26 protein-coding genes are annotated in these 25,246 nt (G+C 71.7%); 17 read left to right on the forward strand and 9 right to left on the reverse strand.

Annotated features, from left to right (window positions below; genetic code table 11):
- The first annotated feature begins 36 nt into the window (after positions 1–36).
- The 4 genes from AMS65_RS13655 to AMS65_RS13670 all read left to right on the forward strand — a co-directional run bounded on the left by AMS65_RS13655 (position 37) and on the right by AMS65_RS13670 (position 4,104).
- A complete protein-coding gene (locus AMS65_RS13655) occupies positions 37–1,050 on the forward strand; it encodes a siderophore ABC transporter substrate-binding protein (RefSeq protein ID WP_053384735.1) in 1,014 nt (337 codons plus the stop codon).
- Positions 1,047–2,210, forward strand: a complete 1,164-nt coding sequence (locus tag AMS65_RS13660; RefSeq protein WP_241489456.1) for an ABC transporter permease — start codon at positions 1,047–1,049, stop codon at positions 2,208–2,210. The genes AMS65_RS13655 and AMS65_RS13660 overlap by 4 nt, the downstream gene beginning before the upstream one ends.
- 11 nt (positions 2,211–2,221) lie before the next feature.
- Positions 2,222–3,238 (forward strand): iron chelate uptake ABC transporter family permease subunit, encoded by a 1,017-nt coding sequence (locus AMS65_RS13665; RefSeq protein ID WP_241489457.1) that lies wholly within the window; start codon positions 2,222–2,224, stop codon positions 3,236–3,238.
- A gap of 83 nt (positions 3,239–3,321) precedes the next feature.
- Positions 3,322–4,104 carry an iron ABC transporter ATP-binding protein gene (locus AMS65_RS13670; RefSeq protein ID WP_053384809.1) on the forward strand — a complete coding sequence of 261 codons (783 nt, stop codon included), beginning with the start codon at positions 3,322–3,324 and terminating at the stop codon, positions 4,102–4,104.
- 188 nt (positions 4,105–4,292) lie between these two features.
- On the opposite strand, the gene AMS65_RS13675 is transcribed toward AMS65_RS13670, so the two are convergent.
- The gene (locus AMS65_RS13675; RefSeq protein WP_053384737.1) at positions 4,293–5,597 is read right to left on the reverse strand and encodes a glutamyl-tRNA reductase; all 1,305 of its coding nucleotides are present in this window, start codon (positions 5,595–5,597) and stop codon (positions 4,293–4,295) included.
- A 118-nt stretch (positions 5,598–5,715) separates the two neighbouring features.
- On the opposite strand from AMS65_RS13675, the gene hemE reads away from it, so the two are divergent.
- From hemE to AMS65_RS13710, 7 genes are read left to right on the forward strand one after another with little or no spacing between them, the layout of a single operon-like run.
- Positions 5,716–6,834, forward strand: a complete 1,119-nt coding sequence (gene hemE / locus AMS65_RS13680; protein WP_053384738.1) for a uroporphyrinogen decarboxylase — start codon at positions 5,716–5,718, stop codon at positions 6,832–6,834.
- Complete coding sequence (gene hemG / locus AMS65_RS13685) at positions 6,824–8,341, forward strand: protoporphyrinogen oxidase (RefSeq protein ID WP_053384739.1); 1,518 nt, start codon at positions 6,824–6,826, stop codon at positions 8,339–8,341. Before hemE ends, hemG begins: the two co-directional genes overlap by 11 nt.
- Positions 8,338–9,402 (forward strand): hydroxymethylbilane synthase, encoded by a 1,065-nt coding sequence (gene hemC / locus AMS65_RS13690; protein WP_053384740.1) that lies wholly within the window; start codon positions 8,338–8,340, stop codon positions 9,400–9,402. Before hemG ends, hemC begins: the two co-directional genes overlap by 4 nt.
- Entirely contained in the window at positions 9,399–10,370 is a 972-nt protein-coding gene (locus AMS65_RS13695; RefSeq protein WP_053384741.1) for a uroporphyrinogen-III synthase, read from the forward strand. The genes hemC and AMS65_RS13695 overlap by 4 nt, the downstream gene beginning before the upstream one ends.
- Positions 10,367–11,338, forward strand: coding sequence for a porphobilinogen synthase (hemB, locus tag AMS65_RS13700; RefSeq protein WP_075201011.1), 972 nt, complete (start codon positions 10,367–10,369; stop codon positions 11,336–11,338). Before AMS65_RS13695 ends, hemB begins: the two co-directional genes overlap by 4 nt.
- Positions 11,335–12,690 (forward strand): glutamate-1-semialdehyde 2,1-aminomutase, encoded by a 1,356-nt coding sequence (locus AMS65_RS13705; protein WP_053384811.1) that lies wholly within the window; start codon positions 11,335–11,337, stop codon positions 12,688–12,690. Before hemB ends, AMS65_RS13705 begins: the two co-directional genes overlap by 4 nt.
- Positions 12,691–12,748: 58 nt before the next feature.
- Positions 12,749–13,342 carry a GNAT family N-acetyltransferase gene (locus AMS65_RS13710; protein WP_053384742.1) on the forward strand — a complete coding sequence of 198 codons (594 nt, stop codon included), beginning with the start codon at positions 12,749–12,751 and terminating at the stop codon, positions 13,340–13,342.
- Between the two features lie 223 nt (positions 13,343–13,565).
- Here the strand turns inward: AMS65_RS13710 and purQ are convergent, their stop codons facing one another.
- The 3 genes from purQ to AMS65_RS13725 form a co-directional block, all read right to left on the reverse strand.
- Positions 13,566–14,270 (reverse strand): phosphoribosylformylglycinamidine synthase subunit PurQ, encoded by a 705-nt coding sequence (gene purQ / locus AMS65_RS13715; RefSeq protein WP_053384743.1) that lies wholly within the window; start codon positions 14,268–14,270, stop codon positions 13,566–13,568.
- Positions 14,270–14,527, reverse strand: a complete 258-nt coding sequence (purS, locus tag AMS65_RS13720) for a phosphoribosylformylglycinamidine synthase subunit PurS (RefSeq protein WP_053384744.1) — start codon at positions 14,525–14,527, stop codon at positions 14,270–14,272. The genes purQ and purS overlap by 1 nt, the downstream gene beginning before the upstream one ends.
- 266 nt (positions 14,528–14,793) lie before the next feature.
- Positions 14,794–15,702 carry a phosphoribosylaminoimidazolesuccinocarboxamide synthase gene (locus AMS65_RS13725; RefSeq protein ID WP_053384745.1) on the reverse strand — a complete coding sequence of 303 codons (909 nt, stop codon included), beginning with the start codon at positions 15,700–15,702 and terminating at the stop codon, positions 14,794–14,796.
- 377 nt (positions 15,703–16,079) lie between these two features.
- On the opposite strand from AMS65_RS13725, the gene AMS65_RS13730 reads away from it, so the two are divergent.
- Positions 16,080–17,024, forward strand: a complete 945-nt coding sequence (locus AMS65_RS13730; RefSeq protein ID WP_083451712.1) for an SRPBCC family protein — start codon at positions 16,080–16,082, stop codon at positions 17,022–17,024.
- A 21-nt stretch (positions 17,025–17,045) separates the two neighbouring features.
- Here AMS65_RS13730 and purD read toward each other — a convergent pair whose 3' ends face one another.
- Complete coding sequence (purD, locus tag AMS65_RS13735; RefSeq protein WP_053384747.1) at positions 17,046–18,299, reverse strand: phosphoribosylamine--glycine ligase; 1,254 nt, start codon at positions 18,297–18,299, stop codon at positions 17,046–17,048.
- Between the two features lie 221 nt (positions 18,300–18,520).
- On the opposite strand from purD, the gene AMS65_RS13740 reads away from it, so the two are divergent.
- The 4 genes from AMS65_RS13740 (at position 18,521) to tatA (AMS65_RS20475) (ending at position 19,911) form a co-directional block, all read left to right on the forward strand.
- On the forward strand, positions 18,521–18,886 hold the full coding sequence (locus AMS65_RS13740; RefSeq protein ID WP_053384748.1) for a sterol carrier family protein: 366 nt from the start codon (positions 18,521–18,523) through the stop codon (positions 18,884–18,886).
- A gap of 93 nt (positions 18,887–18,979) precedes the next feature.
- Positions 18,980–19,375, forward strand: coding sequence for a hypothetical protein (locus AMS65_RS13745; RefSeq protein ID WP_053384749.1), 396 nt, complete (start codon positions 18,980–18,982; stop codon positions 19,373–19,375).
- 32 nt (positions 19,376–19,407) lie between these two features.
- Positions 19,408–19,602, forward strand: a complete 195-nt coding sequence (gene tatA / locus AMS65_RS13750; protein WP_053384750.1) for a twin-arginine translocase TatA/TatE family subunit — start codon at positions 19,408–19,410, stop codon at positions 19,600–19,602.
- 33 nt (positions 19,603–19,635) lie between these two features.
- Positions 19,636–19,911, forward strand: a complete 276-nt coding sequence (gene tatA / locus AMS65_RS20475; RefSeq protein ID WP_053384751.1) for a twin-arginine translocase TatA/TatE family subunit — start codon at positions 19,636–19,638, stop codon at positions 19,909–19,911.
- Positions 19,912–20,079: 168 nt separating this feature from the next.
- Here the strand turns inward: tatA (AMS65_RS20475) and purF are convergent, their stop codons facing one another.
- Positions 20,080–21,540 (reverse strand): amidophosphoribosyltransferase, encoded by a 1,461-nt coding sequence (purF, locus tag AMS65_RS13760; RefSeq protein WP_053384752.1) that lies wholly within the window; start codon positions 21,538–21,540, stop codon positions 20,080–20,082.
- A gap of 145 nt (positions 21,541–21,685) precedes the next feature.
- On the opposite strand from purF, the gene purM reads away from it, so the two are divergent.
- Positions 21,686–22,810, forward strand: a complete 1,125-nt coding sequence (gene purM, locus AMS65_RS13765) for a phosphoribosylformylglycinamidine cyclo-ligase (RefSeq protein ID WP_053384753.1) — start codon at positions 21,686–21,688, stop codon at positions 22,808–22,810.
- A 102-nt stretch (positions 22,811–22,912) separates the two neighbouring features.
- Here purM and ispF read toward each other — a convergent pair whose 3' ends face one another.
- The 3 genes from ispF to AMS65_RS13780 form a co-directional block, all read right to left on the reverse strand.
- Positions 22,913–23,389: a 2-C-methyl-D-erythritol 2,4-cyclodiphosphate synthase gene (gene ispF / locus AMS65_RS19980; RefSeq protein WP_053384754.1), complete on the reverse strand. Its 477-nt coding sequence runs from the start codon at positions 23,387–23,389 to the stop codon at positions 22,913–22,915.
- Positions 23,386–24,177, reverse strand: coding sequence for a 2-C-methyl-D-erythritol 4-phosphate cytidylyltransferase (ispD, locus tag AMS65_RS19985; RefSeq protein ID WP_053384755.1), 792 nt, complete (start codon positions 24,175–24,177; stop codon positions 23,386–23,388). The genes ispF and ispD overlap by 4 nt, the downstream gene beginning before the upstream one ends.
- A gap of 115 nt (positions 24,178–24,292) precedes the next feature.
- Positions 24,293–25,213 carry an ABC transporter substrate-binding protein gene (locus tag AMS65_RS13780; protein WP_053384756.1) on the reverse strand — a complete coding sequence of 307 codons (921 nt, stop codon included), beginning with the start codon at positions 25,211–25,213 and terminating at the stop codon, positions 24,293–24,295.
- Positions 25,214–25,246 lie beyond the last annotated feature (33 nt).

Raw genomic sequence — 25,246 nt, forward strand, 5'->3', positions numbered from 1 at the left:
CGGCTTTTTTCGTCCACCGACCCCGAGGAGACCTCCGTGTCCAACCGTCTCACCCGAACCGCCTCAGTCGCGGCGCTGACGCTCAGCGCCGCACTCGTGCTCTCCGCCTGCTCCTCGAGCGCGCCCGCGGACTCCAGCACCGATGAGGGCAGCACGAACGAGACCGCGAGCACCGTCGTCATCACCGATAACCACGGCGAGATCGAGGTGCCGGTGAACCCCGAGACCGTCGTGGCGCTCGACAACACCATCTTCGACACCCTCGACGAGTGGGACGTCGAGCTCGCCGCCGTGCCCAAGGACGTCATGGGCTCGGTCTGGCCGGGCTACACCGATGACCCCGAGGTCGCCAACGTGGGCAACCACCGCGAGCCCAACCTCGAGGTCATCGTGGCCGAACAGCCCGACCTGATCATCGGCGGCTACCGCTTCGGCGACTACTACGATCAGATCAAGGCGCAGAACCCGCAGGCCGCGGTCATCGAGATCGCCCCGCGCGAGGGGGAGGACGAGTTCGACGAGCTCAAGCGCCAGACCGAGATCCTCGGTCAGATCTTCGCCCACGAGGACGAGGCCGCAGCGCTGAACGACGGCCTCGACGCCGCTATCGCCGGCGCGAAGGACGCCTACAACGGCACCGACACCGTCATGGCGGTCAACACCTCGGCGGGTCAGATCGGCTACCTCGCCCCCGTCGTGGGCCGCGGTCTCGGCCCCGTGTTCCCGGCGCTCGGCTGGCAGCCCGCGCTCGAAGTCGAGGGCGCCACCGACGATCACCAGGGCGACGACATCAACGTCGAGGCCATCGCCGACTCCAATCCGGACTGGATCGTGGCCCTCGACCGCGACGCGGCGTTCGCCCCCGAGGAGCGCGAGGCCGGATCGGCGCCCGCCGACGAGCTGATCAAGGATTCCGAGGCTCTGCAGAACGTCACGGCTGTGCAGCAGGATCGCATCGTGATCCTCGACCCCAACTTCTACCTCACCGAGGGCATCCACGCCTACACCGGGCTGTTCACCCAGCTCGAGGAGGCATTCTCGGCCGCATGAGCCAGAAGCCGACTGCGATCCCGCAGGGTGGTGACACCGGGGCGCCCGCTCACGAGAGCGGGCGCCCCGGTGGGCGTCTCCCCGGCATGGGGCGCACGAACCCCGGTGCGCCGCGGCGCGCGGGCGCCGATGCGGTGCGAGGGAGCGCGGGCGGTGCGGGCGGTGCGGTCGTCGTCGGCGGCACCCGCCCGGTGGCGCCGGAAGTCGCGCCGCCGAAGCGCCGGCCGTGGTTGCTCGCCGTCGCGATCCTCGTCGTGCTGGGCCTGCTGCTGGCCTCACTCGCCGTGGGCGTCTACGACATCGCGGGGAGCGACTTCGGCTCGGAGATGTTCTGGATCACCCGGGTGCCGCGCACGCTCGCGCTCGTGCTCGCGGGTGCCGCCATGGCCACCAGCGGTCTCGTGATGCAGATGCTCACGCAGAACCGCTTCGTCGACGCGACGACCTCGGGCACCACCGAGTGGGCCGCGCTCGGTCTGCTGCTCACGGCGCTGCTGCTGCCCGATGCGGGGCTGGTCGGCAAGATGGTGATCGCGAGCTGCTTCGCGTTCGTCGGGGCGATGCTGTTCATGCTGATCCTGCGCCGGATCGTGATCCGCACCACCCTCGTGGTGCCCCTGATCGGCATCATGCTCGGCGCGATCGTGAGCTCGCTCACCACCTTCCTCGCCGCGCAGTTCAACCTGCTGCAGATGCTCGGCACCTGGTTCATGGGCAGCTTCACCGCGGTGGTGCGCGGGCGCTACGAGGTGCTGTGGGTGGTGGCGCTCGTCACCCTGCTCGTATTCCTGATGGCGGATCGCATCACGGTCGCCGGCCTCGGCAAGGACGTCGCGACGAGCGTCGGCGTACGCTACGAGGCGATCCTCATCGGCGGCACGGCTCTCGTCGCGATCGCGGCGGGCGTCACCACCGTGGTCGTGGGTTTCCTGCCGCTGCTCGGCCTCGTGGTGCCGAACATCGTGTCGATGATCCGTGGCGACAATGTGCGCAGCAACCTGCCCTGGGTGTGCCTCGGCGGCATCGCGCTCGTGGTCGTCTGCGACCTGATCGGGCGCACCATCATCATGCCCTTCGAGATCCCGGTTTCGATGGTGCTCGGTCTCGTCGGCGCGGTGGTCTTCATCACGCTGCTGCTCAGGCAGCGGAGGGCCGTGTGATGGAGAGCATCGTGAAACTCGCGAGCACCGGCGAACCGCCGCTCGCGGCCGCACCCCGGGTTCCTCGCTGGCGGGAGGCGCTGCCGTTCATCGTGGTGTTCGGGGCCGCGGCCCTGTTCGCGGTCGCGATCCTCGTCTATGAGAACCCCGCGCCCGCCGGCAGCCCTGGCTTCTGGATCATCGTGCAGTCGCGACTCACCTCGCTCGGCACGATCGCCTTCGTCGCGGTGAGCCAGGCGCTCGCCACCGTGCTCTTCCACACGGCCACGTCGAATCGCATCCTGACGCCCTCGATCCTCGGCTTCGACGCGCTCTACGTGCTCATCCAGACCTCCCTGGTGTTCGTCTTCGGCACGGCCGCGGCGAGCATGGAGGGGATCCCGAAGATCATCGCGCAGAGCACGCTGATGGTGCTCTTCGCGACGCTGCTCTACGGGTGGCTGTTCTCGGGCAAGCGCGCCAATCTGCACCTGCTGCTGCTCGTCGGCGTGGTGCTCGGGATCGGGTTCGGCTCGGTCTCGATGTTCATGCAGCGCATGCTCACACCGAGCGAGTTCGACGTGCTGAGCGCGCGGCTCTTCGGCAGCATCGGCAAGGGCAACCCCGACTACCTGCCCATCGCGGCGTGCATCGTGCTCGCGATCCTCGTCTTCGTCTGGCGCCGCCGCCGCACCTACGACGTGGTCGCGCTCGGTCGCGATGTGGCGATCGGGCTCGGGGTGAACTACCGGCGCGAGGTGGTCACGGTGCTCGTGCTCGTCGCCGTGCTGGTGTCGGTGTCGGCCACGATGGTCGGCCCCATGACCTTCTACGGCTTCCTGGTGGCGACCCTCGCCTACCAGTTCGCCCGAGGCGACTCGCACGCGGAGACGATCCCGCTCGCCATCGGCATCGGGCTCGTCACCCTGCTGGGAGCCACCTTCGTGCTGCGGCACGTCTTCGCGGCGGCCGGCCTCGTCACCGTGATCATCGAGTTCGCCGGCGGCCTGCTGTTCCTGATCGTCCTGCTGAGGAAGGGGATGCGGTGACCGAATCGCGCACGGATATCGAGGTGCACACGAACACCGAGCCAACCACGGAGGCTGCGACGAGCATGCATGCCGAGGCGCGCATGCATGGCGAGGCGCGCGCCGGCATCGAATTGACCGGTGTCGAAAAGACATACGCGGGTCTGCATGTGCTCGGCCCGGTCGACCTCACGATCGAGCCGGGCGGCGTCACCGCCCTGATCGGCCCCAACGGGGCGGGCAAATCGACGATGCTCACCATCATCGGACGCCTGCTCGAGGCGGACAGCGGACGCGTTTCCATCGGCGGGCTCGACGTGCGCACCGCGAAGTCGAAGCAGCTCGCCCGGGTGGTCTCGATCCTCAAGCAGGAGAACCACTTCATGGCGCGGCTGACCGTGCGGCAGCTCGTCGCGTTCGGCCGCTTCCCGCACTCGGCGGGTCGGCTCACGGAGACCGACGAGCGGGCGATCCACGCGGCGATCGCGTTCCTCGACCTCGCCGGGATGGAGGATCGGTTCATCGACGAACTCTCGGGCGGCCAGCGGCAGCGCGCCTTCGTGGCGATGGTGCTCGCGCAGGACACCGACTTCGTGCTGCTCGACGAGCCGCTGACGGGCCTCGACATGCGGCACGCGGTCGGCATGATGGGGCAGGTGCGGGCCGCCGCCGACGCGCTGGGCAAGACCGTGGTGCTGGTGATCCACGACGTCAACTTCGCGGCCGCCTACGCCGACCGCATCGTGGCCCTCGCCGAGGGGCGTGTCGTCGCGTCGGGCACGCCCGAGGAGATCATCACCTCGGACGTGCTGGAACGCGTGTTCGAGACGCCCGTCGAGGTGATCGAGCGCGACGGCAAGCGGATCGCGGTCTACTACCGCCCGTGATCCCGCCCCGACCTCCCTCGCCCTGTGCCCTCCGCCAACCCTCCTTCGCGCGTCAGTAGTTGTCACCAAAACGCGCGCGAGGCAGCATCTACTGACGCGCGTTTATCGGGGCGGAGCTGGGTGGCCGGGCCGGGCCGGGCGGGGAGGGACCTGACGGGCGGGGAGGGACCGGGCGGCCGGGGGCGGGGCTACCGACCGACGGGCTGCTCGCCGACGGGCTGATCGCCGAAGAGCGCCGAGACCGCTGCGATCCCCTCGGCCGCGCTGCCGGCCCGGCCGAGCTCGCGCAGCCGCACGGTGGGGCGGTGCAGCAGGCGGCCTGCCAGGTGCCGCAGGGCGGCCTCCACCTCTGCCGCACGGTCGTCGTCAGAAGTGCGGCTGCGCAGCCTCGCGATCTCGTCGTCGAGGATCCCGTCGACGAACGAGCGCAGCTCGCGCAGCGCGGGCACCGCGTCGCGCTCCGCCTGAATCGCCGCGAACTCGGCCGCGGCGGTGCGCACGATGTCCCTGGCCTCGAGTTCGGCGCCCAGCTCGGGGATGGGGGCGTGCAGAGCGATGGTCTCCAGGTCGAGCAGTTCGACGCCGGGCACACCCGCGACGTCGGGCGAGATGTTGCGCGGCAGCCCCATGTCGATGAGCAGCCGGTGCCTGGCGCGGGGCGGCGCCGGCGTCTCGAGCATCCCGAACCGGGCGCAGAACGGCGCATTTCCCTCGGTGACGGTCTCGTCGAAGCGCTCCCGGGTCAGCAGCGGCTCGTTCATGCTGCTGCAGGCCACCACCAGGTCGGTGCTGCGGAGCTCCGTGTCCAGCGCCTTCGTCGCCACAGGGCGGATGCGGTGGGAGTCGGCGAAGACCTCCGCCCGGCCGGACGGCGAGTAGACGCCGATGTGCTGCGCGCCGCGAGCGCGCAGGGCAGCCAGGCTCGCCCCCGCGTACGCACCGGTGCCGATGAGCAGGATCCTGGCGGCACCCCAGTCGCCGACGCGGCTGTCGACCATCGCGAGGGCCAGCTGTACCAGCGAACGGCCCTTGGTCTGCAGGCCGGTGCGGTGCTTGACCCGCTTCGAGACCACCATCGCGTGCTGGAAGAGCCGTTCGAGCTCGGTGCTCGACCGGCCCGAGGTACGCGCCGCGTCGATGGCGCGCCGTACCTGCCCCGCGATCTCGCCCTCGCCGACGGAGGCCGATTCGAGACCGCTGGAGACGGCGAACAGATGCTCGACCGCGGCGTCGCCGCGGTGCACCGAGCACGCGTCCGCGAGTTCGGCCGGAGTGAGCTCGGCAGCCCGCGCCAGTCCGTCGAGGGCCTGCTCGGGAGCGAGGCCGGGCGCATCGAGGTAGGCCTCGAAGCGGTTGCAGGTGGCGAGCACGACGGCGCCGCGAGTGGTCCCGGCATCGCTGAGAGCGGCGGTCACCGTGTCGGTGCGGCGCTCGATGCGTTCGAGCAGATCGAGATCGGCATTCCGATGATCGACGGAGAGGCAGAGCAGCATGAAGATTCTCGAGAGGTGTCTTGATCGGGGGCAATTCGTGGATCGGAGCCCAGGGTTGCACCCCAAGCTGAGCAGATCAGATGTTTCACATCAGATCTATAAGCTAGCATCTCGACCGATGAACTTCCTCCCAGCTTCGCACCCGCTCGTCGACGGCCGCACGAGCGACGCCCCCCTGATCCGAGCCCTCCGCGGCGACCGCCCCGAGCGCGTTCCCGTCTGGTTCATGCGCCAGGCCGGGCGGTCGCTGCCCGAGTACCGCAGCATCCGCGCAGACCATCGTATGCTCGACGCCTGCGTGAATCCCGCACTCGCCAGCGAGATCACGCTGCAGCCCGTGCGACGGCACGGGGTGGACGCCGCGGTGTTCTTCAGCGACATCGTCGTGCCGCTCAAGCTCGCCGGTGTCGATGTCGATCTGGTCGCGGGCCGCGGGCCCGTCTTCGAGCAGCCCGTGCGCAGCGCCGCCGACGTGGCGCGCTGCCGCGCCGAGTTCACCGCAGATCGGCTGCGCGAGGCGCTCGAGCCGGTGCGCGAGGCGGTGCGGCTGACGGTCGAGCAGCTCGGCGGCACCCCGCTCATCGGCTTCGCGGGCGCGCCATTCACGCTCGCCGCCTATCTCGTGGAGGGCGGCCCCTCCCGGGATCACCTGCGCGCGCGTACGCTCATGCACTCGGATCCGGAGACGTGGCGCGAGCTGCTCGACTGGACCGCCGAGCTCAGCGGCGTCTTCCTCCAGGCGCAGGTCGAGGCCGGCGCGAGCGCGGTGCAGCTGTTCGACTCCTGGGCGGGCTCGCTCAGCGCGCGCGACTACCGGGAGCACGTCGCCCCCGCCTCGCGCCGCACGCTCGACGCAGTGCGCGGCGTCGGCTACCGGCACCCGCTGCGCGACGGCTACACCGCGCAGCAGGAGACCGTTCCGATGATCCACTTCGCGGTCGGCTCCGGCCACCTGCTCGAGGAGCTCGCCGAGGTCGGGGTCAGCGCACTGGGCGTCGATTGGCGCACCCCGCTCGACGAGGCCAGCCGTCGACTCGGCGATGCTCTGCCGTTGCAGGGCAATCTCGACCCCGCGTACCTCGGGGCACCCGCCGAGCAGCTCGAGGCCCATCTCGACGAGGTGCTCCGGCGGGGCTCCCGGGCTCCCGCGCACGTGCTGAATCTGGGGCACGGAGTGCCGCCCGAGACCGATCCGGCCGTGCTCACGCGCATCGTGGAACTCGCGCATGCCCGCTGACCGCCTCGGCGCCGTCGAGTCCCGTGCTGCCGAACCGGCAGCTGCGGACGAGACGGCATCCCCGGCAGCAGGCGCCGCCGCGGTCACCGCGGCGGTCATCGGCGGGGGTGTCTCCGGCCTCGTCGCGGCTCGTGAGCTCGCGCTCGCGGGGATGCAGGTGGTGCTGCTCGAAGCGGATGACCGCCTCGGCGGCCGGGTGCGCAGCGAGACGATCGCGGGCGCGACCATCGACATCGGCGCCGAGGCCTTCGCGACGCGCGGCGGCGGGGTCGCCGAGCTGCTCGCCGAGCTGGGGCTGGGCGGGGAGATCGTCAGCCCGGCACCGCTCGGATCCTGGGTGGTCGCGGGGTCTGGAGCGGTTCCGCTGCCCGCTGCGGGCACGATCGGGATCCCCGCGACGCCGCTCTCCCGCGACGCGGTGCGGGCGCTCGGCCGAGCCGGAGCCCTGCGCGCCGCCGCGGAGCCGCTGCTGCCGCGAGCCGTGGGACGCGGCGGATCGCTCGCCGATCTTGTCGAGGCCCGTCTCGGGCGGCGGGTGCTCGAGCGCCTCGTGCGCCCGGTGGTGCTCGGGGTCTACTCGACCGACCCGGCAGACATGACGATCGGCTCGGTAGCCGGTCTCGAGGCGGCCTTCGAACGCCGAGGATCGCTCGTGGCCGCGGCGCGAGACCTGCGCGGCAGCCGCACCGCAGCCGGAGGCGCGGTGGCGGGGCTCCGGGCGGGGATGGGCGCGCTGATCGAGGCGCTCGCCGCCGAGCTCGACCGCCTGGGCGTGACGGTGCGCACCGGGACCGCGGTGGGCGCCCTGCAGTCCCGCGCCGACTGCGAGGGCTGGACAGTGACCGAGGCCGAGCCGGGTACCGCCGTTGACGTCGACGCCGTGATCCTCGCGGTCCCCGAAACCGTCGCCCGGCGGCTGCTCCACGCGCCGCCGTCGGCCCCGGAGGGGCGCGTCGAAGTGATCGCGCTGCTCGTCGACGACACCCGGCTCGACCCGGCGCCGCGGAGCACCGGGGTACTGGTCGCCGCCGACGCCGCGCCGCGCATCACCGCCAAGGCGCTCACGCACGTCACGGCGAAGTGGCCGGCTCGGGCCACGGCCCTCGACGCGGGCCGCCATGTGCTCCGGCTCTCCTACGGCCGTGTCGGCAGCGCCCCGGCGACCGAGGCGCTGAGCGACGAGGAGGCGACCCGGCTCGCGATCCGCGACGCCTCGCAGATCCTCGGAGTCGAGCTCCGAGCGGATTCGATCCGCGGCATGCGCCGACGGGCGTGGATCGCGGGATCATCGACCACTGGTGCCGACTCCCCGCTCCCCGAGCCGAGCGGGGCTGCGTTCGCGGGAGACTGGGTGAGCGGCACGGGGCTCGCCTCGGTGATTCCGGGAGCACGCGCGGCGGCGAGGAGGATCATGGAGGTGGCCCTCCGGGATGATCGGGCCATGGAGACCGGCACCCCGGAGACGAACCGCACGGCATCGCATCACGAAGGAGCCCAGCAGAGATGAACGAGCACCGACCCGCAGCACGGGTGCGCCGATCCGACTCGCCGGTGGCCGCCGCCCCGGGCCTGATCCGCATCGGCACGCGAGGGAGCGCACTCGCGGTCGCCCAGACCACCACCGTCGCCGAGACGGTGGCCGAAGCCACCGGGCTCGAGGTGGTGCTCGTCATCGTGACGACCCACGGCGATATCTCGCGGGCTCCGCTGTCGCAGCTCGGCGGCACCGGGGTCTTCGTGAGCGCGCTGCGAGACGCGCTGCTCGCGGGCGAGTGCGATCTCGCGGTGCACTCGCTGAAGGATCTCCCCACAGGTCCGTGCCCGGGCATCTCCCTGGGCGCCGTGCCCGAGCGGGCCGACGCGCGCGACGCGCTCTGCGCGCGCGACGGGCTGACGCTCGAGACGCTGCCCGAGGGGGCTCGAGTCGGCACGGGATCGCCGCGCCGCGTGGCGCAGATCCTCGCCAGGCGCCCCGACCTCGACGTGCACGACCTGCGAGGGAATGTCGATACGCGGCTCGGGCGGGTCGGCGTCGATCTCGACGCGGTGATTCTGGCCTGTGCCGGGCTCGACCGTCTCGGTCGGTCCGGAGTCATCACCGAGCGCTTCCCGCTCGACGAGGTCCCGGCCGCGCCGGGGCAGGGCGCGCTGGCCATCGAGGTGCGCGCCGACGACGCCGAGCGCGCACCGTACGCCGCTGCCCTCGCCGCGCTCGACCACGCGGAGTCGCGCGCGAGCGCCCTTGCGGAGCGCGCCGTGCTCGCCACGCTCGAGGCGGGCTGCGCCGCCCCCATCGGCGCGACCGCGCGCGTCGAGGGAGACGGGGCCGACGGCCGGCTGGTGCTGCGCGCCGAGGTCGCGAGCCTCGACGGGACGCAGCGGCTCGGGACGGAGGAGGCGCTGCCCTGGGCGGCCGCCGATCCCGAGCACGTGCGGACCCCGGAGCGCCTGGGGCGCGCCGTCGCTCAGCACCTCTTCGAGATGGGGGCCGCGATGATCGCTCCGCTCGGAGGGACGAGCCCCGGCGCGACCCGCCCAGGAGGATCGCGCCCCGGAGGGCCGCGATGAACTCCTCCTCGCCCGTCCCTCGATCCGGCACGCCCGATCTCGCCGGCCGGCGCATCCTCGTGCCGCGCGACGGCGCGACGGGTGAGCGGTGGGCGGCCGCGATCCGCGAGCGGGGCGGTGAGGCGATCGTCGTGGCGCTCACCGAGACCGCGCCGCCGGAGGATTCGTCCGCCCTCGCCGATGCGGTGGAGCGCTGGAACCGCGGGACGTACGACTGGCTGGTGCTGACGAGTGCGAACGGTGCGCACGCGGTCGCCGATGCGGGCGCGCGCCCGGGAGCCGCTGAGGTCGCCGCCGTAGGTCCCGCCACCGCCGAGGCGCTGCGGGAGCGGGGCTTCAGGGTGATGCTGCAGCCCGAGCACGACTTCTCGGCGGCGGGGCTCGCGGAGGCGCTGCTCGACCGGATCGGCATCGCTGCGGCGGGTACGGCCGGAGCGGGTTCCGCAACCGGACGTCCGGCGGATCCGGCGGACGTCCGGCGCCTGCTGCTGCCGCTCTCCGAGATCGCCTCGGACGAACTCGAGCGGGCGCTCGCCGCGGCCGGTCACGTCCCGGAGCGCGTCACCGCCTATCGCACCCTCCCCGCCCCGCGAGATGCGGTGCGCGAGGCGGAGATCGTCGCGGGCGGGGTCGACGCGATCCTCGTGCTGAGCGGCTCCGGCGCTGCTGAGCTCGTCCGGCGCTTCGGCCCGCCGCGCACCGGGTCGCTGCCGCGCGGCTCGCTGCTGGCCGCCATCGGCGAGCCGACGGCCCGCGCACTCGCGGCCCACGGTCTCCGCGCCGACGCCGTCGCGCCCCGGCACACCGTCGACGGACTGCTCGACGCGCTGGCGGCGAGGCTCGCCGATCCCGCGTTCCCGTCCGAAACCCCCGATCCCGAAGCCGCCGATCCCGCGGCCCCCGGCCCTGCCGCGCCCGACGCCGACCGCACCACCCCATCCGCACGACCAGAAGGAAGCCGCGCATGATCCCCACCGTCCGACCGCGCCGCCTGCGCACCACCCCGGCCATGCGCAGACTCGTCGCCGAGACCCGGCTGCACCCGGCCGAGCTGATCCTGCCCGCCTTCGTGCGCGAGGGGATCGACGAGCCCCGCGAGATCGCATCCATGCCGGGGGTCTTCCAGCACACGCTGGACTCGCTGCGCCGTGCCGCCGCCGAGGCCGCCGAGGCGGGTGTGGGGGGCATCATGCTGTTCGGCGTACCCGCCGTGCGCGACGCGCACGGCAGCGCGGCCGACGACCCCGAGGGGATCCTCAACCTCGCCACCCGGGCCGTCGTCGCGGAGGTCGGCGACGCGCTCGTCGTGCAGACCGACCTCTGCCTCGACGAGTTCACCGATCACGGCCACTGCGGCGTGCTCGACGCGCGCGGGGCGGTCGACAACGACGCGACGCTCGACCGCTACCGCGCCATGGCGATCGCGCAGGCCGATGCCGGCTCAGCGGTGCTCGGCCTCTCCGGCATGATGGACGGGCAGGTCGCGGCCGTGCGCGACGCGCTCGACGACGCCGGGCACCAGGACACGGCGATCCTCGGATACTCCGCGAAGTACGCCTCGGCCTTCTACGGACCCTTCCGCGAGGCCGTCGACTCGCAGCTGACGGGCGACCGCCGCAGCTACCAGCAGGATCCCGCCAACCGGCGGGAGGGCCTGCGCGAGGCGGAGCTCGATCTCGCCGAGGGCGCCGACATCGTCATGGTGAAGCCCGCGATGAGCTACCTCGACGTGCTCGCCGACGTCGCTGCGACGAGCCCGGTGCCGGTGTGGGCCTACCAGGTCTCGGGTGAGGCGGCCATGATCGAGGCGGCCGCGGCGAACGGGTGGATCGACCGGCGCCGGGCGATCGAGGAGTCGGTGCTCGGGATCCGACGCGCGGGAGCCGATGCCGTGCTCAGCTACTTCGCCGTCGAGCTCGCGGGGTGGATCCGATGAGCGCCGTGTCGAACGCCCGGCCGAGCGCCGGCGGCGCCGGCACCGTGCGCAGCGCGGAACTCGCCGAGCGCGCCTCGCGGGTGATCCCCGGCGGCGTGAACTCGCCGGTGCGCGCGTACGGCTCCGTGGGCGGCACCCCGCGCTTCCTCGTCTCAGGGCGGGGGGCGTACGTCACCGACGTCGACGGCAACGAGTACGTCGACCTCGTGGCCTCGTGGGGGCCGGCGCTGCTGGGGCACGCGCACCCGGCCGTGGTCGCGGCGGTGCAGGAGGCCGCGAGCCGGGGGCTCGGCTTCGGCGCCTCGGTGCCCGAGGAGGCCGAACTCGCCGAGGAGATCATCGCCCGCGTGCCGGAGGTCGAGCGGCTGCGGCTCGTCTCGACCGGTACCGAGGCCACCATGACCGCGATCCGACTCGCGCGCGGCGCCACCGGACGTCCGCTCATCGTCAAGTTCGCGGGGCACTACCACGGGCACTCCGACGGGCTGCTGGCCGAGGCCGGATCCGGTCTCGCGACGCTGGCCATGCCGGGGTCTGCCGGAGTCACCGCCGAGACCGCGGGCCAGACGCTCGTGCTGCCCTACAACGATCCGACGGCGCTCGCCGCCGCCTTCGCCGAGCACGGTGACCGGATCGCCGCGGTCATCGCCGAGGCCGCGGCCGCGAACATGGGCGTGCTGCCGCCCGAGCCCGGCTTCACCGCCGCCATGATCGAGATCGCGCACCGCCACGGTGCGCTCGTGATCCTCGACGAGGTGCTCACGGGCTTCCGGGCCGGACCCTCGGGCTACTGGGGGATCGAGCAGGCCCGGGTGCCCGAGGGGGAGACTCCCGACCTGTTCACCTTCGGCAAGGTGGTGGGAGGCGGCCTGCCGCTCGCCGCGCTCGGCGGGCGCGCCGAGATCATGGAGCTGCTGGCGCCGCTCGGCCCCGTTTACCAGGCCGGCACGCTCTCGGGCAATCCGCTCGCGGTGGCCGCCGGGCTGACGACGCTGCGGCACGCCGACGTCCCCGCCTATCGTGCGCTGGGGCTGGCCGCCGACGCCATCGCGGATGAGGTCGCGAGCGCGTTCGGTGCGGCCGGAGTACCGTTCCGCGTGCAGCGGGCCGGCAGCCTGTTCAGCGTGCTCTTCGGGGAGTTCGCCGAGGCGCCGCTCGACTACGCCGCGGTGCAGCAGCAGGATGTGGCGCGGCACCGCGCGTTCTTCCACGCGATGCTGGAGCAGGGCGTCAACCTGCCGCCGAGCGCGTTCGAGGCCTGGTTCGTCACGGCCGCGCACGACGACGCCGCGCTCGAGCGGATCGCGGCAGCGCTTCCCGCGGCGGCTCGGGCGGCCGCGGCTGCGGGCTGATCGACTGGCGCGGGGCGATCGGTCTCGGCGTCCGCGCCTCCCGCGGTAGGCTGCCGGGGTGAGTGCAGGGATCGAGATCCGGCGGATCCGGCCGGAGGAGTACGCGGAGGTCGGAGCGCTCGTGCGCGCCGCCTACGAGCAGGACTACGCGCTCGGCGGGGACTACCTTGCCGAGATCGAGGACGTCGGCGGACGCGACGCGCGCTCGGAGGTGCTCGTCGCGGTCGATGCCCACCCCGCCGCCGGCGACGCCGACGCCACCGGCGACGCCGAGCGGCCGGGCGCCGCCCAGCGCGGTCCGGCCGTGCTGGGCACCATCACGATCCCCCTGCCGGGCGAGCGGCTCCAGCCGGACACCGCCCCGGACGAGATGGACGTCCGGCTCCTCGGCGTCGCCCACGCCGCCCGCGGGCGGGGGATCGGCGCCGCCATCATGGAGCACTGCCTCGGGATCGCCCGCGATCGGGGCCTCGTCGCCGTCGCCCTCCACACGGGCGAGCAGATGCGCGCGCCGCAGCGGCTCTACGAGCGCATGGGTTTCTCCCGCGTCCCGGAACGGGACTTCGAGATCGACATCCCCGGCCGCGCGCAGCCCCGGCTGATCCTCGCCTACCGCTTCGCCCTGGAGCAGCCGTCGCGCGCGGTCGCGTAAGCGGGCCGAGCCCCGGGGTCGACCGGCGGCGACTCCGGAACGAGCCCGTTCCGCACCCATTTCTCGGCTCTCACCCGTATTTCGGCTGGATTCAGGTAATCCCATCCGAAACACGGGTGAGAGCCGAGCCAACGTATGTGAGGCGGGGAGAACGGGGACACGGGAAGCGACGGAGGGGCGGTGGATCGCTGATCCACCGCCCCTCTCGCGTCTTCGCCGCGGACTAGACCCGGGCGGCCAGCGCGTTCACCGCGCTGGTGAAGAACTTCAGCCCGTCGACGCCGGAGCGCATCGCCTCGGGCATGTCCGGGCCGAAGCCCGGCTCGACGGCGTGCTCGGGGTGCGGCATGAGGCCGACGACATTGCCGCGCTCGTTCGTGAGCCCCGCGATGTCGTTCAGCGAGCCGTTGGGGTTGACGCCCGCGTAGCGGAACGCCACGAGGCCCTCGCCCTCGAGCCGCTTGAGGGTCTCGTCATTGGCGATGTAGCCGCCGTCGCCGTTCTTGAGCGGGATCACGATCTCCTCGCCCTGCTCGAACTCGTTGGTCCAAGCGGTATCGGCGTTCTCGACCACGAGCCGCTGATCGCGGCGGATGAACTGCTGGTGCGCATTGCGGATGAGGCCGCCGGGCAGCAGGTGCGACTCGACGAGCACCTGGAAGCCGTTGCAGATGCCGAGCACGGGGAGCCCCTTGTTCGCGGCGTCGATCACCTCGGTCATGATGGGCGAGATCGCGGCGATGGCGCCGGGACGCAGGTAGTCGCCGTAGCTGAAGCCGCCGGGCAGCACGATGGCGTCGACGGCCTGCAGGTCGTGATCGGCGTGCCAGAGCTCGACCGGCTCGGCCCCGGCGAGACGGATGGCGCGCTGCGCGTCGCGGTCGTCGAGCGATCCGGGGAAGGTGACGACGCCGATCCGGGCGGTCATCAGCGAGCCTCGCCGTCGACGGTGATCGAAACGACGTCCTCGATCACCGCGTTCGAGAGGATCTCATCGGCGACCTGGCGCACCTCGGCGAGTACGGCGTCGGTCACGTCGCCCTCCACCGTGAACTCGAAGCGCTTGCCGATGCGCACGTTCTGGAACTTGCCGTGGCCCAGGCGATCCAGCGCGCCCGTGGTCGCCTTGCCCTGCGGATCGAGCAGCTCGGCCTTGGGCATGACATCAACAACAATCGTGGGCACCCGGGGTCTCCGTTTCTCGAGGTGAAGCTCACTCAATTCTCGCACACCGTGGTGTGCCGGTGGCGGGGGCAGGTTTTCTGCACGCCGCTATCCATCCGCGGTTCGCGCGGTCCTGCGGACGGCGCGAACCGCTCCCGCCAGGCCCGGCCACGCGGCGCGCAGAAAACCTGCCCCCGCCACCGTTCAGAGGCGCGAGCTCCGATTCGGCTCCCGTCGCAGTGGTGGCCCGGGCGCCACGTGGTTTCAGGGGGAGGGGGAGGGGGAGGCTACTCGCCGGTGAGGCGGGTGTAGAGCTCGGCGTAGCGGGCGTAGGTCTGCGAGACGATCTCGTCGGGCAGCACGGGCGGCTCGCCCTGCTTGTCCCAGTTGGCGGCGAGCCAGTTGCGCACGATCTGCTTGTCGAACGAGGCCAGGCGATCCGCCCGCGCCAGACCGGCGTCGAAGTAGGCCGAGGCGTCCCAGTACCGCGAGGAATCGCTCGTCAGCACCTCGTCGGCCAGCACCAGCTCGCCGGCCCGGTCGCCCTCGGCCCTCGGATCGCGCCCGAACTCGAACTTGGTGTCGGCGAGCACCACGCCCCGCTCGGCGGCGAGATCCCGCGCCGCGGTGAAGATGCGCAGCGAGGCGTCGCGCAGTGCGGCCGCGACCTCTTCGCCGACCAGCTCGGCGCTGCGCTCGTAGGTGATGTTCTCGTCGTGCTCGCCGAGCGCCGCCTTGTACGCCGGGGTGTAGATGGGGGTCTCGAGCAGATCGCCGTCCTCGAGGCCCTCAGGCAGCTCGATGCCGCAGACGGCACCCGTGCGCTGGTACTCCGCGAACCCCGATCCGGTGAGGGCGCCCCGCACCACGCACTCCACGGGGAACATCTCGAGCCTGCGGGTCACCATGGCGCGGTCGGCGACCGCCTCGGGGACGGCGGGGGCCCCGGATCCCTCACCCGCGAGGTGGTTGGGCACGTCGATGCGCGAGAACCACCAGTTCGACAGGGCGGTGAGCAGCGCCCCCTTGCCGGGGATCGGCGGCTCGAGCACGTGGTCGAACGCGCTCACCCGGTTGCTCGCGACCACGAGCAGGTGGGCTTCGGACCCGTCTGCCGGCACGTAGAGGTCGCGGACCTTGCCGGAGTAGATGTGCTTCCAGCCGTCGAGCTGCGGGGGTGCGGAGAGTTGCGTCACCCGTCCATTCTTTCACCATGCGCGGCGGATCCGCCGGGTCCGCACCTGCGTCTCGCTTTTCTCCGACCGCTTTTCGCTCGTGTCTGTGCCGCAGCGGCGAAGTGGGAGTCGCGTTCTGCCGTATCGCCCGCGGGGTAGCAGCAGAACGCGACTCCCACTTCGGAGGTGGGGAAGGAGAGAGATGTAGCCGGCGGGCGGCAGGGTGGCGGGCGGCCTGCCGGCGGGTGACGAAAAGGGTGACGGATCGGTGACTTTTCACGGAGTTCCAGGTGATATGTCGGAGGGGGCGGCTACGCTCAATTGCAAGGGCACCGGTCCTCACTAGACCGTGTCCGGGCAGTACGACGCAGAAGTGGTATCGACGCAGAAGGAGCACCATGATTCCGCTTGGACCGGTAGTAGCGCGGAGCCGGGTGAAGGCCGCCAGGACCGCGGTGTGGTCGTACCTCGCAGAGTCCGAACGCCGTGCCGCGTGGTGGCCCGGGCTGCAGCTGGAGGCCGGTGTCGGCGGCACCATCGCCGTCCACGGAGGTGCGGAGTCGGGAACCGCCGCGGACCAGCGCGAGGCCGAGGGCGCCGTGGACGTCTGGGTCGAGGGGCACGCGGTCGGGTTCACCTGGCGCGAGGCCGGCGAAGAGCGCGGCACCGCGGTGCTGATGACGCTGCGCTCGCAGGGACGCGAGACCGGTGTGACGATCACCGAGACCGGATTCGACGCGCTCGCCGCACCCGCCGAGCGCGCGGCGGCGGCGCAGCGCGAGTGGCAGGGGCTGCTGGCCGAACTCACCGCCGCGATCGAGGCGGCCGGCGGCGCTGAGCCGGCTGAGGATGCTGACGCGCCGGTCGAGGATCCCGACGCGGACCGTGCGGAGGCGGGAGACGAATCCGCCAACCCTGCGGGCGCGACCGTCGAGCCTTCTGCGGACACGGACACTGACACTGACACGGCCACGAATCCGGACACGGATACCGACGCCGACACGACGGAGCAGGGCAGCGAGGAGTCAGACGCGTCGGCGAGCGGAGCGCTCGAGGTCTCGCCCGAAGCGGTGGACGGCGAGGTCGACGACTCGGAAGGATCGGACGTCGAGATCGTCGAGGTCGAGGCGGAGCCCCAGGTGGGGGATCACCTCGAGCTCGACACCGGATCGGTGCAGGTGCTGGAAGCGGTGGATCTGCCCGCCGCGGTTGAGCATGACAGTTCCGAGAGCGACACATCCGAGAACGACACATCTGAGAACGACACCGTGGAGATCCAGCGCCTGGTGGAGGCGGAGAAGCCGGAGGAACCCGACTTCGACACCCTCATCCGCGGCGCGTAGCGGCGCGGCCCGCTGTGTGCGTCAGGCGACGCGCGCAGCGATGTCCGTGCGGTGCTGCCCGCCATCGAGCCCGATGAGTTCGATGGCCTCGTAGGCGCGGGCCCGGGCATCGCCGAAGTCGGCGCCGCGTGCCACGACGCCGAGCACGCGGCCACCGGTCGCGATCCAGCCGCCGTCGTCGTCGCGGGCGGTCGCGGCGTGCACCAGGTGCACGCCGGGCACCGCGGCGGCGGCGTCGAGCCCGGTGATCTCGCGACCCGTGACGACCTCTCCGGGATACCCCTCGCTCGCCACGACCACGATCACGGCGGGATCCTCGGAGAATTCGGGATCGGGCTGCGCGGCGAGCTCGCCGTTCGCCGCCGCCAGCAGGTAGCGGCTCAGCGGAGACTCGAGCCGCGCGAGCACCACCTGCGTCTCCGGGTCGCCGAAGCGCGCGTTGAACTCGATGACCCGCACGCCCTTCGACGTGACGATGAGGCCGCAGTAGAGCAGTCCGACGAAGGGCGTGCCCTCGGCCTCGAGGCGGCGCACGGTGGGCAGTGCGACGGTGCGGGTGATCTCGTCGACGAAACCCTCCTCCACCCACGGCAGCGGGGAGTATGCGCCCATGCCGCCGGTGTTGGGCCCCTCGTCGCCGTCGAAGATGCGCTTGTAGTCCTGCGCCGGGCTCAGCGGCAGCACGTCGTGCCCGTCCGCGAGGAAGAACAGCGACACCTCCTGGCCGTCGAGGAACTCCTCGATGAGCACATCGCCGTGCGGGGCCCAGGTGGCCACGTGATCCAGCGCCGCGGCGCGATCCTCGGTCACCAGCACACCCTTGCCCGCGGCCAGTCCGTCCGCCTTCACCACGTAGGGAGCCCCGAACTCGTCGAGCACGGGTCCGGCCTCGTCCACCGATGCGACCCGCACGGCGCGGCCGGTCGGTACCCCGGCCTCGTCCATCACGCGCTTGGCGAAGGCCTTAGATCCCTCGAGCTCGGCCGCCGCGCGATCCGGGCCGAACACGGGCACCCCGGCGGCGCGCAGCGGATCCGCGACGCCCGCCACGAGCGGAGCCTCCGGGCCGACCACGACGAGGTCGAAGCCGCGCTCGCGCACGAACGCGGCGACGGCCTCGGGGTCGGAGTATGCGAGCTCGGGGGTCTCGACCCCGCTCGCGGCGATCCCGGCGTTGCCCGGTGCGCAGACGATTTCGTGGTCCGCGTCCTCTGCGAGGAGGGCAAGAACGATAGCGTGTTCGCGGGCACCCGGCCCCAGTACGAGGATCTTCACCGTTCCAGGATAGTGGGGGTCCCGCGGCGGGTGATGCCGAAATCGGCACGCCTCGTTATCCGGCTCGCTGCGCTCGCTGCCAGACCCAGCCAAACTCGGCTTTGCCGATCTCGGCATCACCCGCCGCTCGCGTGTATCTGGAACGGTGAAGATCCTCGTCCCGGGCGGGGCCCGCTGGAGGGGGGAGAAGGGCTGCGGTGGGGCGGTAGAGTGAGTGCGTTATGGCGAAGCGCAGGATCTCGGAGGCCGACGGGCAGACGGCCCTCACCGCGGCGCTCGCCGGCGATACGAGCCGCACCGTGCTCGCGACCGCGGTGCGCTACCTGCTGGAGGAGCTCGCCGAGCTGGCTCCCGGCAACTCCGTCGAGGTGCGGGTGCCGCCGTTCGGCGCGACCCAGTGCGTGGCGGGGCCGAAGCACACCCGGGGCACCCCGCCCAACGTCATCGAGACCGACCCCGAGACCTGGCTGGCGCTCGCGACCGGGCGGATCGACTGGCAGACGGCGGTCGAGGAGGCGAGGATCGTCGCCTCGGGATCCCGAGCCGACCTGCACGGCCTGCTGCCGATCATGCGCCGCCCGCTCTGATCGCCCGGCGATCGCTCCGGGCGTCGCTCCGGCCGCCCGTTTCGTGCGACCGCCCTCGCCGATCCCCCAGGAGACCCCTGAGAGAATGGGAGCATGAGTAACGAAGAGGCCGCGGAGAAACCGGCCCCCGAAGCGGCCGAGCCTGTAGCGCAGGTCGAGTCCGCGCAGGCCGATCCGGCACCGGCGGAGATCGAGCACACGCCCGTGATCGAGGAGGTGGAGCGCGAGGTCACGCTGCAGCGTTCCGTGCGCTACGGTCGGGTGATCGTGGGCGGCGCGGTGCTCGGCATCGTCGTGGCAGCCGTCGCCGCACTGTTCTTCCCGGTCGAGGAGGGCGCCGACTACACCTTGGGCCAGGCCGTCGGCTTCTTCGCGGTGATGGGCGGAGCGATCGGTCTGGGGCTCGGCGGGCTCGTCTCCCTGGTGCTCGGGCTCGTGGCGAGGCGGCAGCGGGGCACCGGGGTCGCGATTCAGTCCGACGTGCGATAATCGCGACATCACCACCGATCGGAGCTGCTCTCATGCTTGGAAACCTCGGCGGATGGCATCTGCTGGTCATCCTCTTCGTCGTCCTGCTGCTGTTCGGTGCGCCGAAGCTGCCGGGGCTGGCGAAGAGCCTGGGGCAGTCGATGCGCATCCTCAAGAAAGAGGTGCGCAGCGACGCCGAGGAGACGCGGGATCCCGCCCCCTCCGGGCAGCGCCCCGACGTGCCATAATGATCTGACGCTTACGATTCGGAGCTCACCCACATGATCGGAAACCTGTCCGGCCCCACGCTGCTGGTCATCCTCTTCATCGTCCTGCTGCTGTTCGGTGCGCCGAAGCTGCCGGGGCTGGCGAAGAGCCTGGGGCAGTCGATGCGCATCCTCAAGAAAGAGGTGCGCAGCGACTCCGAGGAATCGGGCACCGCGAAGAACGAAGCGGCAGAGCCGTCGGCACCGCCGGTTCCTCCCGCGACGCCGAGCAACGATGCCGGCCAGCCGACGAGCGAGAACGGCGGCACGCCGGACAAGCCGCAGGCTTGACCCGCGCACCGCGCTTCATCCGAATCGCCCCGCTACTGAGGAAGTAGCGGGGCGATTCGCATTCCCGCACACTCTCGATGCGAGACGCTGTTCCTGGTCGAGACGGGCACGACGCCGGCCGCGCCCTCGCAGCCAGGAGAGGCAGGAGAGGCGGGAGGGGTAGATCCCTCAGCTCTCCTGCGTCTCCTCGACCCAGGCGAGGTACTCCGCGTCGATGTCGCCCGCGATGTACTCTCCGGTGAAGCAGCTCTGCTCGAGCTCGGTGACGTGATCCTGCCCCGCCATGATGGCGCGGTTCATCCCCTCGACGCTCATGTAGATGAGATGGTCGGCGCCCAACTCAGCGGCGATCTCCTCGGAGGTGCGGCCGTGAGCGATGAGCTCCTTGCGGGAGGGCATGTTGATGCCGTAGACGTGCGGGTAGACGACGGGGGGTGCGGCCGAGGCGAAGGTCACCGACTTGGCTCCCGCGGCGCGCGCCATCTCGACGATCTCGCGCGAGGTGGTGCCGCGCACGATGGAGTCGTCGACGATGAGCACGTTCTTGCCCTTGAACTCGACGCTCATGGCGTTGAGCTTCTGGCGCACGCTCTTCTTGCGCACGGCCTGGCCGGGCATGATGAAGGTGCGGCCGACGTAGCGGTTCTTGAAGAAGCCCTCGCGGTACTCGATGCCGAGCTTCTGCGCGACCTGCATGGCGCTGGGGCGTGCGGAGTCGGGGATCGGCATGACCACGTCGATGTCGGCGTCCGCCAGCTGCTCGGCGATCTCCTCGGCGAGCACGTCGCCGAGGCGCAGACGCGCGTCGTAGACGGAGATGCCGTCGAGCACGGAGTCGGGGCGGGCGAGATAGATGTACTCGAAGGCGCACGGTGCGAGGCGAGGGTTCTTCGCGCACTGCTGCGAGTACATCCAGCCGTCGGGAGAGATGAGGATCGCCTCGCCCGGCTCGACGTCGCGCACGATCTCGTAGCCGCCGGACTCGAGCACCAGCGACTCCGAGGCGACGACCCACTCGTCCTGGCCGTTCGCGCCGGTGCGGCGTCCGAGCACCAGCGGGCGGATCCCGTGCGGATCGCGGAACGCGAGCAGGCCGTAACCCGCGATGAGGGCGATCGCGGCGTAGGATCCCTCGACCCGCTCGTGCAGCCGCGACACGGCGCCGAATACCTGGTCCTTGTCGAGGGAGAGGCCGGTGATGCCCGCCTGCAGCTCGTTCGCGAGCACGTTGAGCAGCAACTCGGTGTCGGAGTTGGTGTTGAGGTGCCGGCGATCGACGTTGTAGAGGTCCGCGGTGAGCTCGCGGGTGTTCGTCAGGTTGCCGTTGTGCACGAGGATGATGCCGTAGGGGGCGCCCACGTAGAAGGGCTGGGCCTCCTGCTCCGCCGCAGCGGATCCGCGGGTCGCGTATCGCACGTGACCGAGGCCGACGCTGCCCGTCAGACTGCGCATGTCGCGCGTGCGGTAGGCCTCGCGCACCTGCCCCTTCGTCTTCACCACGTGGAAGAAGTCTCCGTCGAGCGTGGCGATTCCCGTCGAGTCCTGGCCGCGATGCTGCAGGAGGAGCAGGCTGTCGTAGATCTGCTGGTTGACGGGCTCGGACGAGACGATGCCGACGATGCCGCACATAACTGTTGTGTTCGCTCCCTGCGAGATGGTGAGACGTCGAACAGACGCGACTTCTAGTGTCCCACACCACGGCTGCACGGCGGCTCCCGATACGCATCGCTTCGGAACGGATAGGGGGGCGCGCACGGCAGGCTAAACTGAACTGGTGAGCGAAACCTCCTCGAACAGCGCCTCGTCCGCCTACGCCCGGTCCGGCGTCGACACCGCAGCGGGCGACCTCGCCGTCGAGCTGATGAAGTCGGCCGTTGCGCGCACGCACGGCCCCGAGGTGCTCGGCGGAGTCGGCGGCTTCGCCGGCATGTTCGACGCGTCGGCGCTGCTCGGCTACAAGCGTCCGCTGCTCGCCTCGTCCACCGACGGCGTGGGCACGAAGGTGGCGATCGCGCAGGCCATCGACAAGCACGACACGATCGGCCAGGACCTCGTGGCGATGGTCGTGGACGACATCGTCGTGGTCGGGGCCAAGCCGCTCTTCATGACCGACTACATCGCCTGCGGCAAGGTGGTGCCGCAGCGCATCGCCGACATCGTGCGCGGGATCGCCGAGGCCTGCGAGGCCACCAGCACCGCGCTGGTCGGCGGCGAGACGGCGGAGCACCCCGGGCTGCTGGGCGTCGACGAGTACGACGTGGCGGGCGCCGCGACGGGTGTGGTCGAGGCCGACAAGATGCTCGCGCCGACGCGGGTGGAGGACGGCGACGTGGTGCTCGCCATGGCCGCCTCCGGTCTGCACTCCAACGGCTTCTCGCTCGTGCGCCACATCCTCTCCGAACGCGGCATCGGCTACGGGGACCGCAGCGACGAACTGGGCGCGAGCTACGGCGAGGCGCTGCTCACCCCCACGGCGCTCTACACCGCGCCGCTGCTGCGCGTGCTCGAGGATCCCGCGCTCGACGGTGCGATCCACGTGCTCAGCCACGTCACGGGCGGCGGGATCGCCGCGAACCTGGCGCGGGTGCTGCCGCAGGGGGCCTGGGTCGAGCTGGATCGCGGCACGTGGTCGCCGCTGCCGGTGTTCCGCCACCTCGCCGAACTGGGCGGGCACACGCTCGAGTCGCTCGAGGGCGCCTGGAACCTGGGCATCGGCATGTTCGCGGTGGTCGCCGCTGATCGTGCGCCGCAGGTCGCGGCGGCGCTCACCGCCGAGGGTCTCGACACCTGGGTCGCCGGCACCATCTCGACCGCGTCGCGCGAGTTCGAGGGCTTCGAGCAGGGCGCCAAGGGCGTCGACGGCGGAGCCGTGAAGCTGGTCGGCGCGTACGGGGGTTAGCCGCGACCCTGAGCCGAGGTCTTCTCGTGCGCACCGCCCAGACAGGCAGTCGACGCCCAGGAGGACGATTCAGCGTTTTTCGTCCTCCTGGGCGTCGATCGCCTACTCGGTCGGCGTGCGTTCGATCAGCGCGGTCGCGAGTGCGGCCAGTCCCTCCCCGCGGCCGGTGAAGCCGAGACCGTCCGTGGTCGTGGCGCCGAGGCTCACCGGGGCGCCGACGAGCGCCGACATCGTGCGCTGCGCCTCCTCGCGGCGCCGCGCGAAACGGGGCCGTTCGCCCACGATCTGCACCGACACGTTGACGGGCCGCCAGCCGTGCTCGCCGAGCCGCGCCAGGGCGATCCGCACGAACTCGGTGCTCGCCGCTCCGGCCGTCTGCGGCTCGTCCACCCCGATCAGTCCGCCGATGTCCCCGAGCCCCGCCGCCGAGAGCAGGGCGTCGACCACCGCGTGGCACACGGCGTCGCCGTCGCTGTGCCCCGAGAGCCCGGGCTCGCCCGGCCAGTCGAGGCCGGCGAGGCGCAGCGGCGATCCCGCGTCGTAGGCGTGCACGTCGATGCCGGTGCCGACCCGGATCACGCCTCGTGCTCCAGACCCAGCGCGTTCGCGGTGAGGAAGTACTCCAGGATCGCGAGGTCGGCGGTCGTGGTGAGCTTGTGCGCGCGGAGTTCGCCGGCGACCGTGCGAACGCGTCCGCCGGCGCGTTGCACCACCTCGGCGTCGTCCGTCGGGGCGTCGGAGGTGGGGTCGGCGCCCGACTGCAGCCCGGAGGTGTCGTGCGCCGCCGCGAGCGTCTCGCGGGGGAAGCCCTGCGGCGTCTGCACCGCCACGAGGGGCGCGCGGTCCACCGTCTCGTGCACCACGCCGTCGGCGTCCACGCGCTTCAGCGTGTCGGCGACGGGCAGGGCGGGGATCACGGAGTCGCCGGTGCGGCGCACCTCGGCGATGACCCGCTCGAAGAGCGCCGCGCTGGCGAAGGGGCGCGCGGCATCGTGCACGAGCACGGTGTCGACCGACTCGGGCAGGGCGTCGAGGCCGAAGCTCACCGACTCGTGGCGATGGCGGCCGCCGGGCACCACGGAGACCTCCCAGGGCGACCCCTGCGGCAGCACCAGCTCGACGAGTTCGAGCGTGCGGCCGGCGTGCGACTCCGGCACGACGACGACGAGGTGCCCGGCGTGGGGGAGCGAGGTGATCACGCCGATCCCGAACTCGATGAGCGCGCGGCCGTGGAGCTCCACGAAGGCCTTGGGCTCCGCGGCGCCGAGCCGTTCACCGCGGCCGGCCCCGACGAGCACCACGCCCAGCGCGGCGAGTTGATGCGGGGTCGCCCCGGCCTGTTCGTTCGCGAGTGCTGACGAGCTCATGACCCCAGCGTACTCGCGGCGCGGGCGACGGAGACGGAAAAACGCGCGTCAGTAGTTGTCACCAAACCGAGGCAAACCTACTGACGCGCGTAGCGGAGAGTTTGCGGGTTCCGCTCTACGAGCCGGAGAGCCCCTGCTCGCTCAGCCAGTCGTCGGCGATCGCCCCGATGTCGTCACCGGCGGCGACGCGGCCGTTCATCTGCATCAGCTGCTCGGTGGTGAGCGCCGCCGAGATGCGATTGAGGATCGCGGTCACCTCGTCCGTGGCCGCGTCCTCGCGGATCACGGGTAGGATGTTGGCCGGCGGGAACAGTCCCTGGTCGTCGACGAGCGCGACGAGGTCGTTCTCGGCGATCGCGGGATCGGAGCTGAACATGTCGCCGAGCTGAGCCTGGCCGTTCTGCAGCGCCGCGAGGGTCAGCGGGCCGCCCGCATCGAGCACCTTGAACTCCCCGAACTCGAGGCCGTACACCTCCTGCAGGCCGGGCACGCCCTCGAAGCGCGACTTCCACTCCGCGGGGCCGGCGAGCGTGAGCTCGTGCGCGATCGGCTCCAGGTCCGAGATGTCGACGAGCCCGTGCTCGGCGGCGACATCCGGCACGACGACGAGCGTGTCGGTGTTCTCGGCCTCCGCCTCGTCGAGCACGATGATGCCCTCGGGGGCGAGCAGCTCGTCGAGCTGAGCGCGGATGCCGTCGGGATCGCTCGAGTCGGCCTCGCCGTCGAGCTCGTTCAGCAGCGATCCGTTGTACTCGGGCAGCAGGTTGATCGAGCCGTCGCGCAGCGCCTCGAGGTAGACCTCGCGGCTGCCGATGTTGAGCTTCTCCTCGACCTCGACGTCGGCGTTCTGCAGCGCTCGCGAGTAGATGGTGGCGAGCAGCTGGCTCTCGGCGAAGTCGGCCGAGCCGACAATGATCTTGCCCGGTTCTCCGCCGGTGCTTCCGGGGTCGGAGCTCATCGGGTCTCCGCCGGAGCAGGCGGTGAGGGCGATCGCGGCCGCGGCGGCGATCCCGGCGAGCAGGAGCTTCTTGCGCATGGGGTTCCTTTCGAGGGTGGTGCTGTCGTGAGG

Origin of the sequence: Leucobacter celer subsp. astrifaciens, assembly GCF_001273835.1 — a bacterium.
Taxonomy (GTDB): Bacteria; Actinomycetota; Actinomycetes; order Actinomycetales; family Microbacteriaceae; genus Leucobacter; species Leucobacter celer.

Coding starts and splice junctions, on each gene's coding strand:
- AMS65_RS13660 (WP_241489456.1), top strand. CDS start 1,047: ATGAGCCAGAAGCCGACTGCGATCCCGCAGGGTGGTGACACCGGGGCG.
- AMS65_RS13670 (WP_053384809.1), top strand. CDS start 3,322: ATGCATGGCGAGGCGCGCGCCGGCATCGAATTGACCGGTGTCGAAAAG.
- AMS65_RS13675 (WP_053384737.1), bottom strand. CDS start 5,597: ATGCTGCTCTGCCTCTCCGTCGATCATCGGAATGCCGATCTCGATCTG.
- hemE (WP_053384738.1), top strand. CDS start 5,716: ATGAACTTCCTCCCAGCTTCGCACCCGCTCGTCGACGGCCGCACGAGC.
- hemG (WP_053384739.1), top strand. CDS start 6,824: ATGCCCGCTGACCGCCTCGGCGCCGTCGAGTCCCGTGCTGCCGAACCG.
- hemC (WP_053384740.1), top strand. CDS start 8,338: ATGAACGAGCACCGACCCGCAGCACGGGTGCGCCGATCCGACTCGCCG.
- AMS65_RS13695 (WP_053384741.1), top strand. CDS start 9,399: ATGAACTCCTCCTCGCCCGTCCCTCGATCCGGCACGCCCGATCTCGCC.
- hemB (WP_075201011.1), top strand. CDS start 10,367: ATGATCCCCACCGTCCGACCGCGCCGCCTGCGCACCACCCCGGCCATG.
- AMS65_RS13705 (WP_053384811.1), top strand. CDS start 11,335: ATGAGCGCCGTGTCGAACGCCCGGCCGAGCGCCGGCGGCGCCGGCACC.
- purQ (WP_053384743.1), bottom strand. CDS start 14,270: ATGACCGCCCGGATCGGCGTCGTCACCTTCCCCGGATCGCTCGACGAC.
- AMS65_RS13730 (WP_083451712.1), top strand. CDS start 16,080: ATGATTCCGCTTGGACCGGTAGTAGCGCGGAGCCGGGTGAAGGCCGCC.
- AMS65_RS13740 (WP_053384748.1), top strand. CDS start 18,521: ATGGCGAAGCGCAGGATCTCGGAGGCCGACGGGCAGACGGCCCTCACC.
- AMS65_RS13745 (WP_053384749.1), top strand. CDS start 18,980: ATGAGTAACGAAGAGGCCGCGGAGAAACCGGCCCCCGAAGCGGCCGAG.
- tatA (WP_053384750.1), top strand. CDS start 19,408: ATGCTTGGAAACCTCGGCGGATGGCATCTGCTGGTCATCCTCTTCGTC.
- tatA (WP_053384751.1), top strand. CDS start 19,636: ATGATCGGAAACCTGTCCGGCCCCACGCTGCTGGTCATCCTCTTCATC.
- purF (WP_053384752.1), bottom strand. CDS start 21,540: ATGTGCGGCATCGTCGGCATCGTCTCGTCCGAGCCCGTCAACCAGCAG.
- ispD (WP_053384755.1), bottom strand. CDS start 24,177: ATGAGCTCGTCAGCACTCGCGAACGAACAGGCCGGGGCGACCCCGCAT.
- AMS65_RS13780 (WP_053384756.1), bottom strand. CDS start 25,213: ATGCGCAAGAAGCTCCTGCTCGCCGGGATCGCCGCCGCGGCCGCGATC.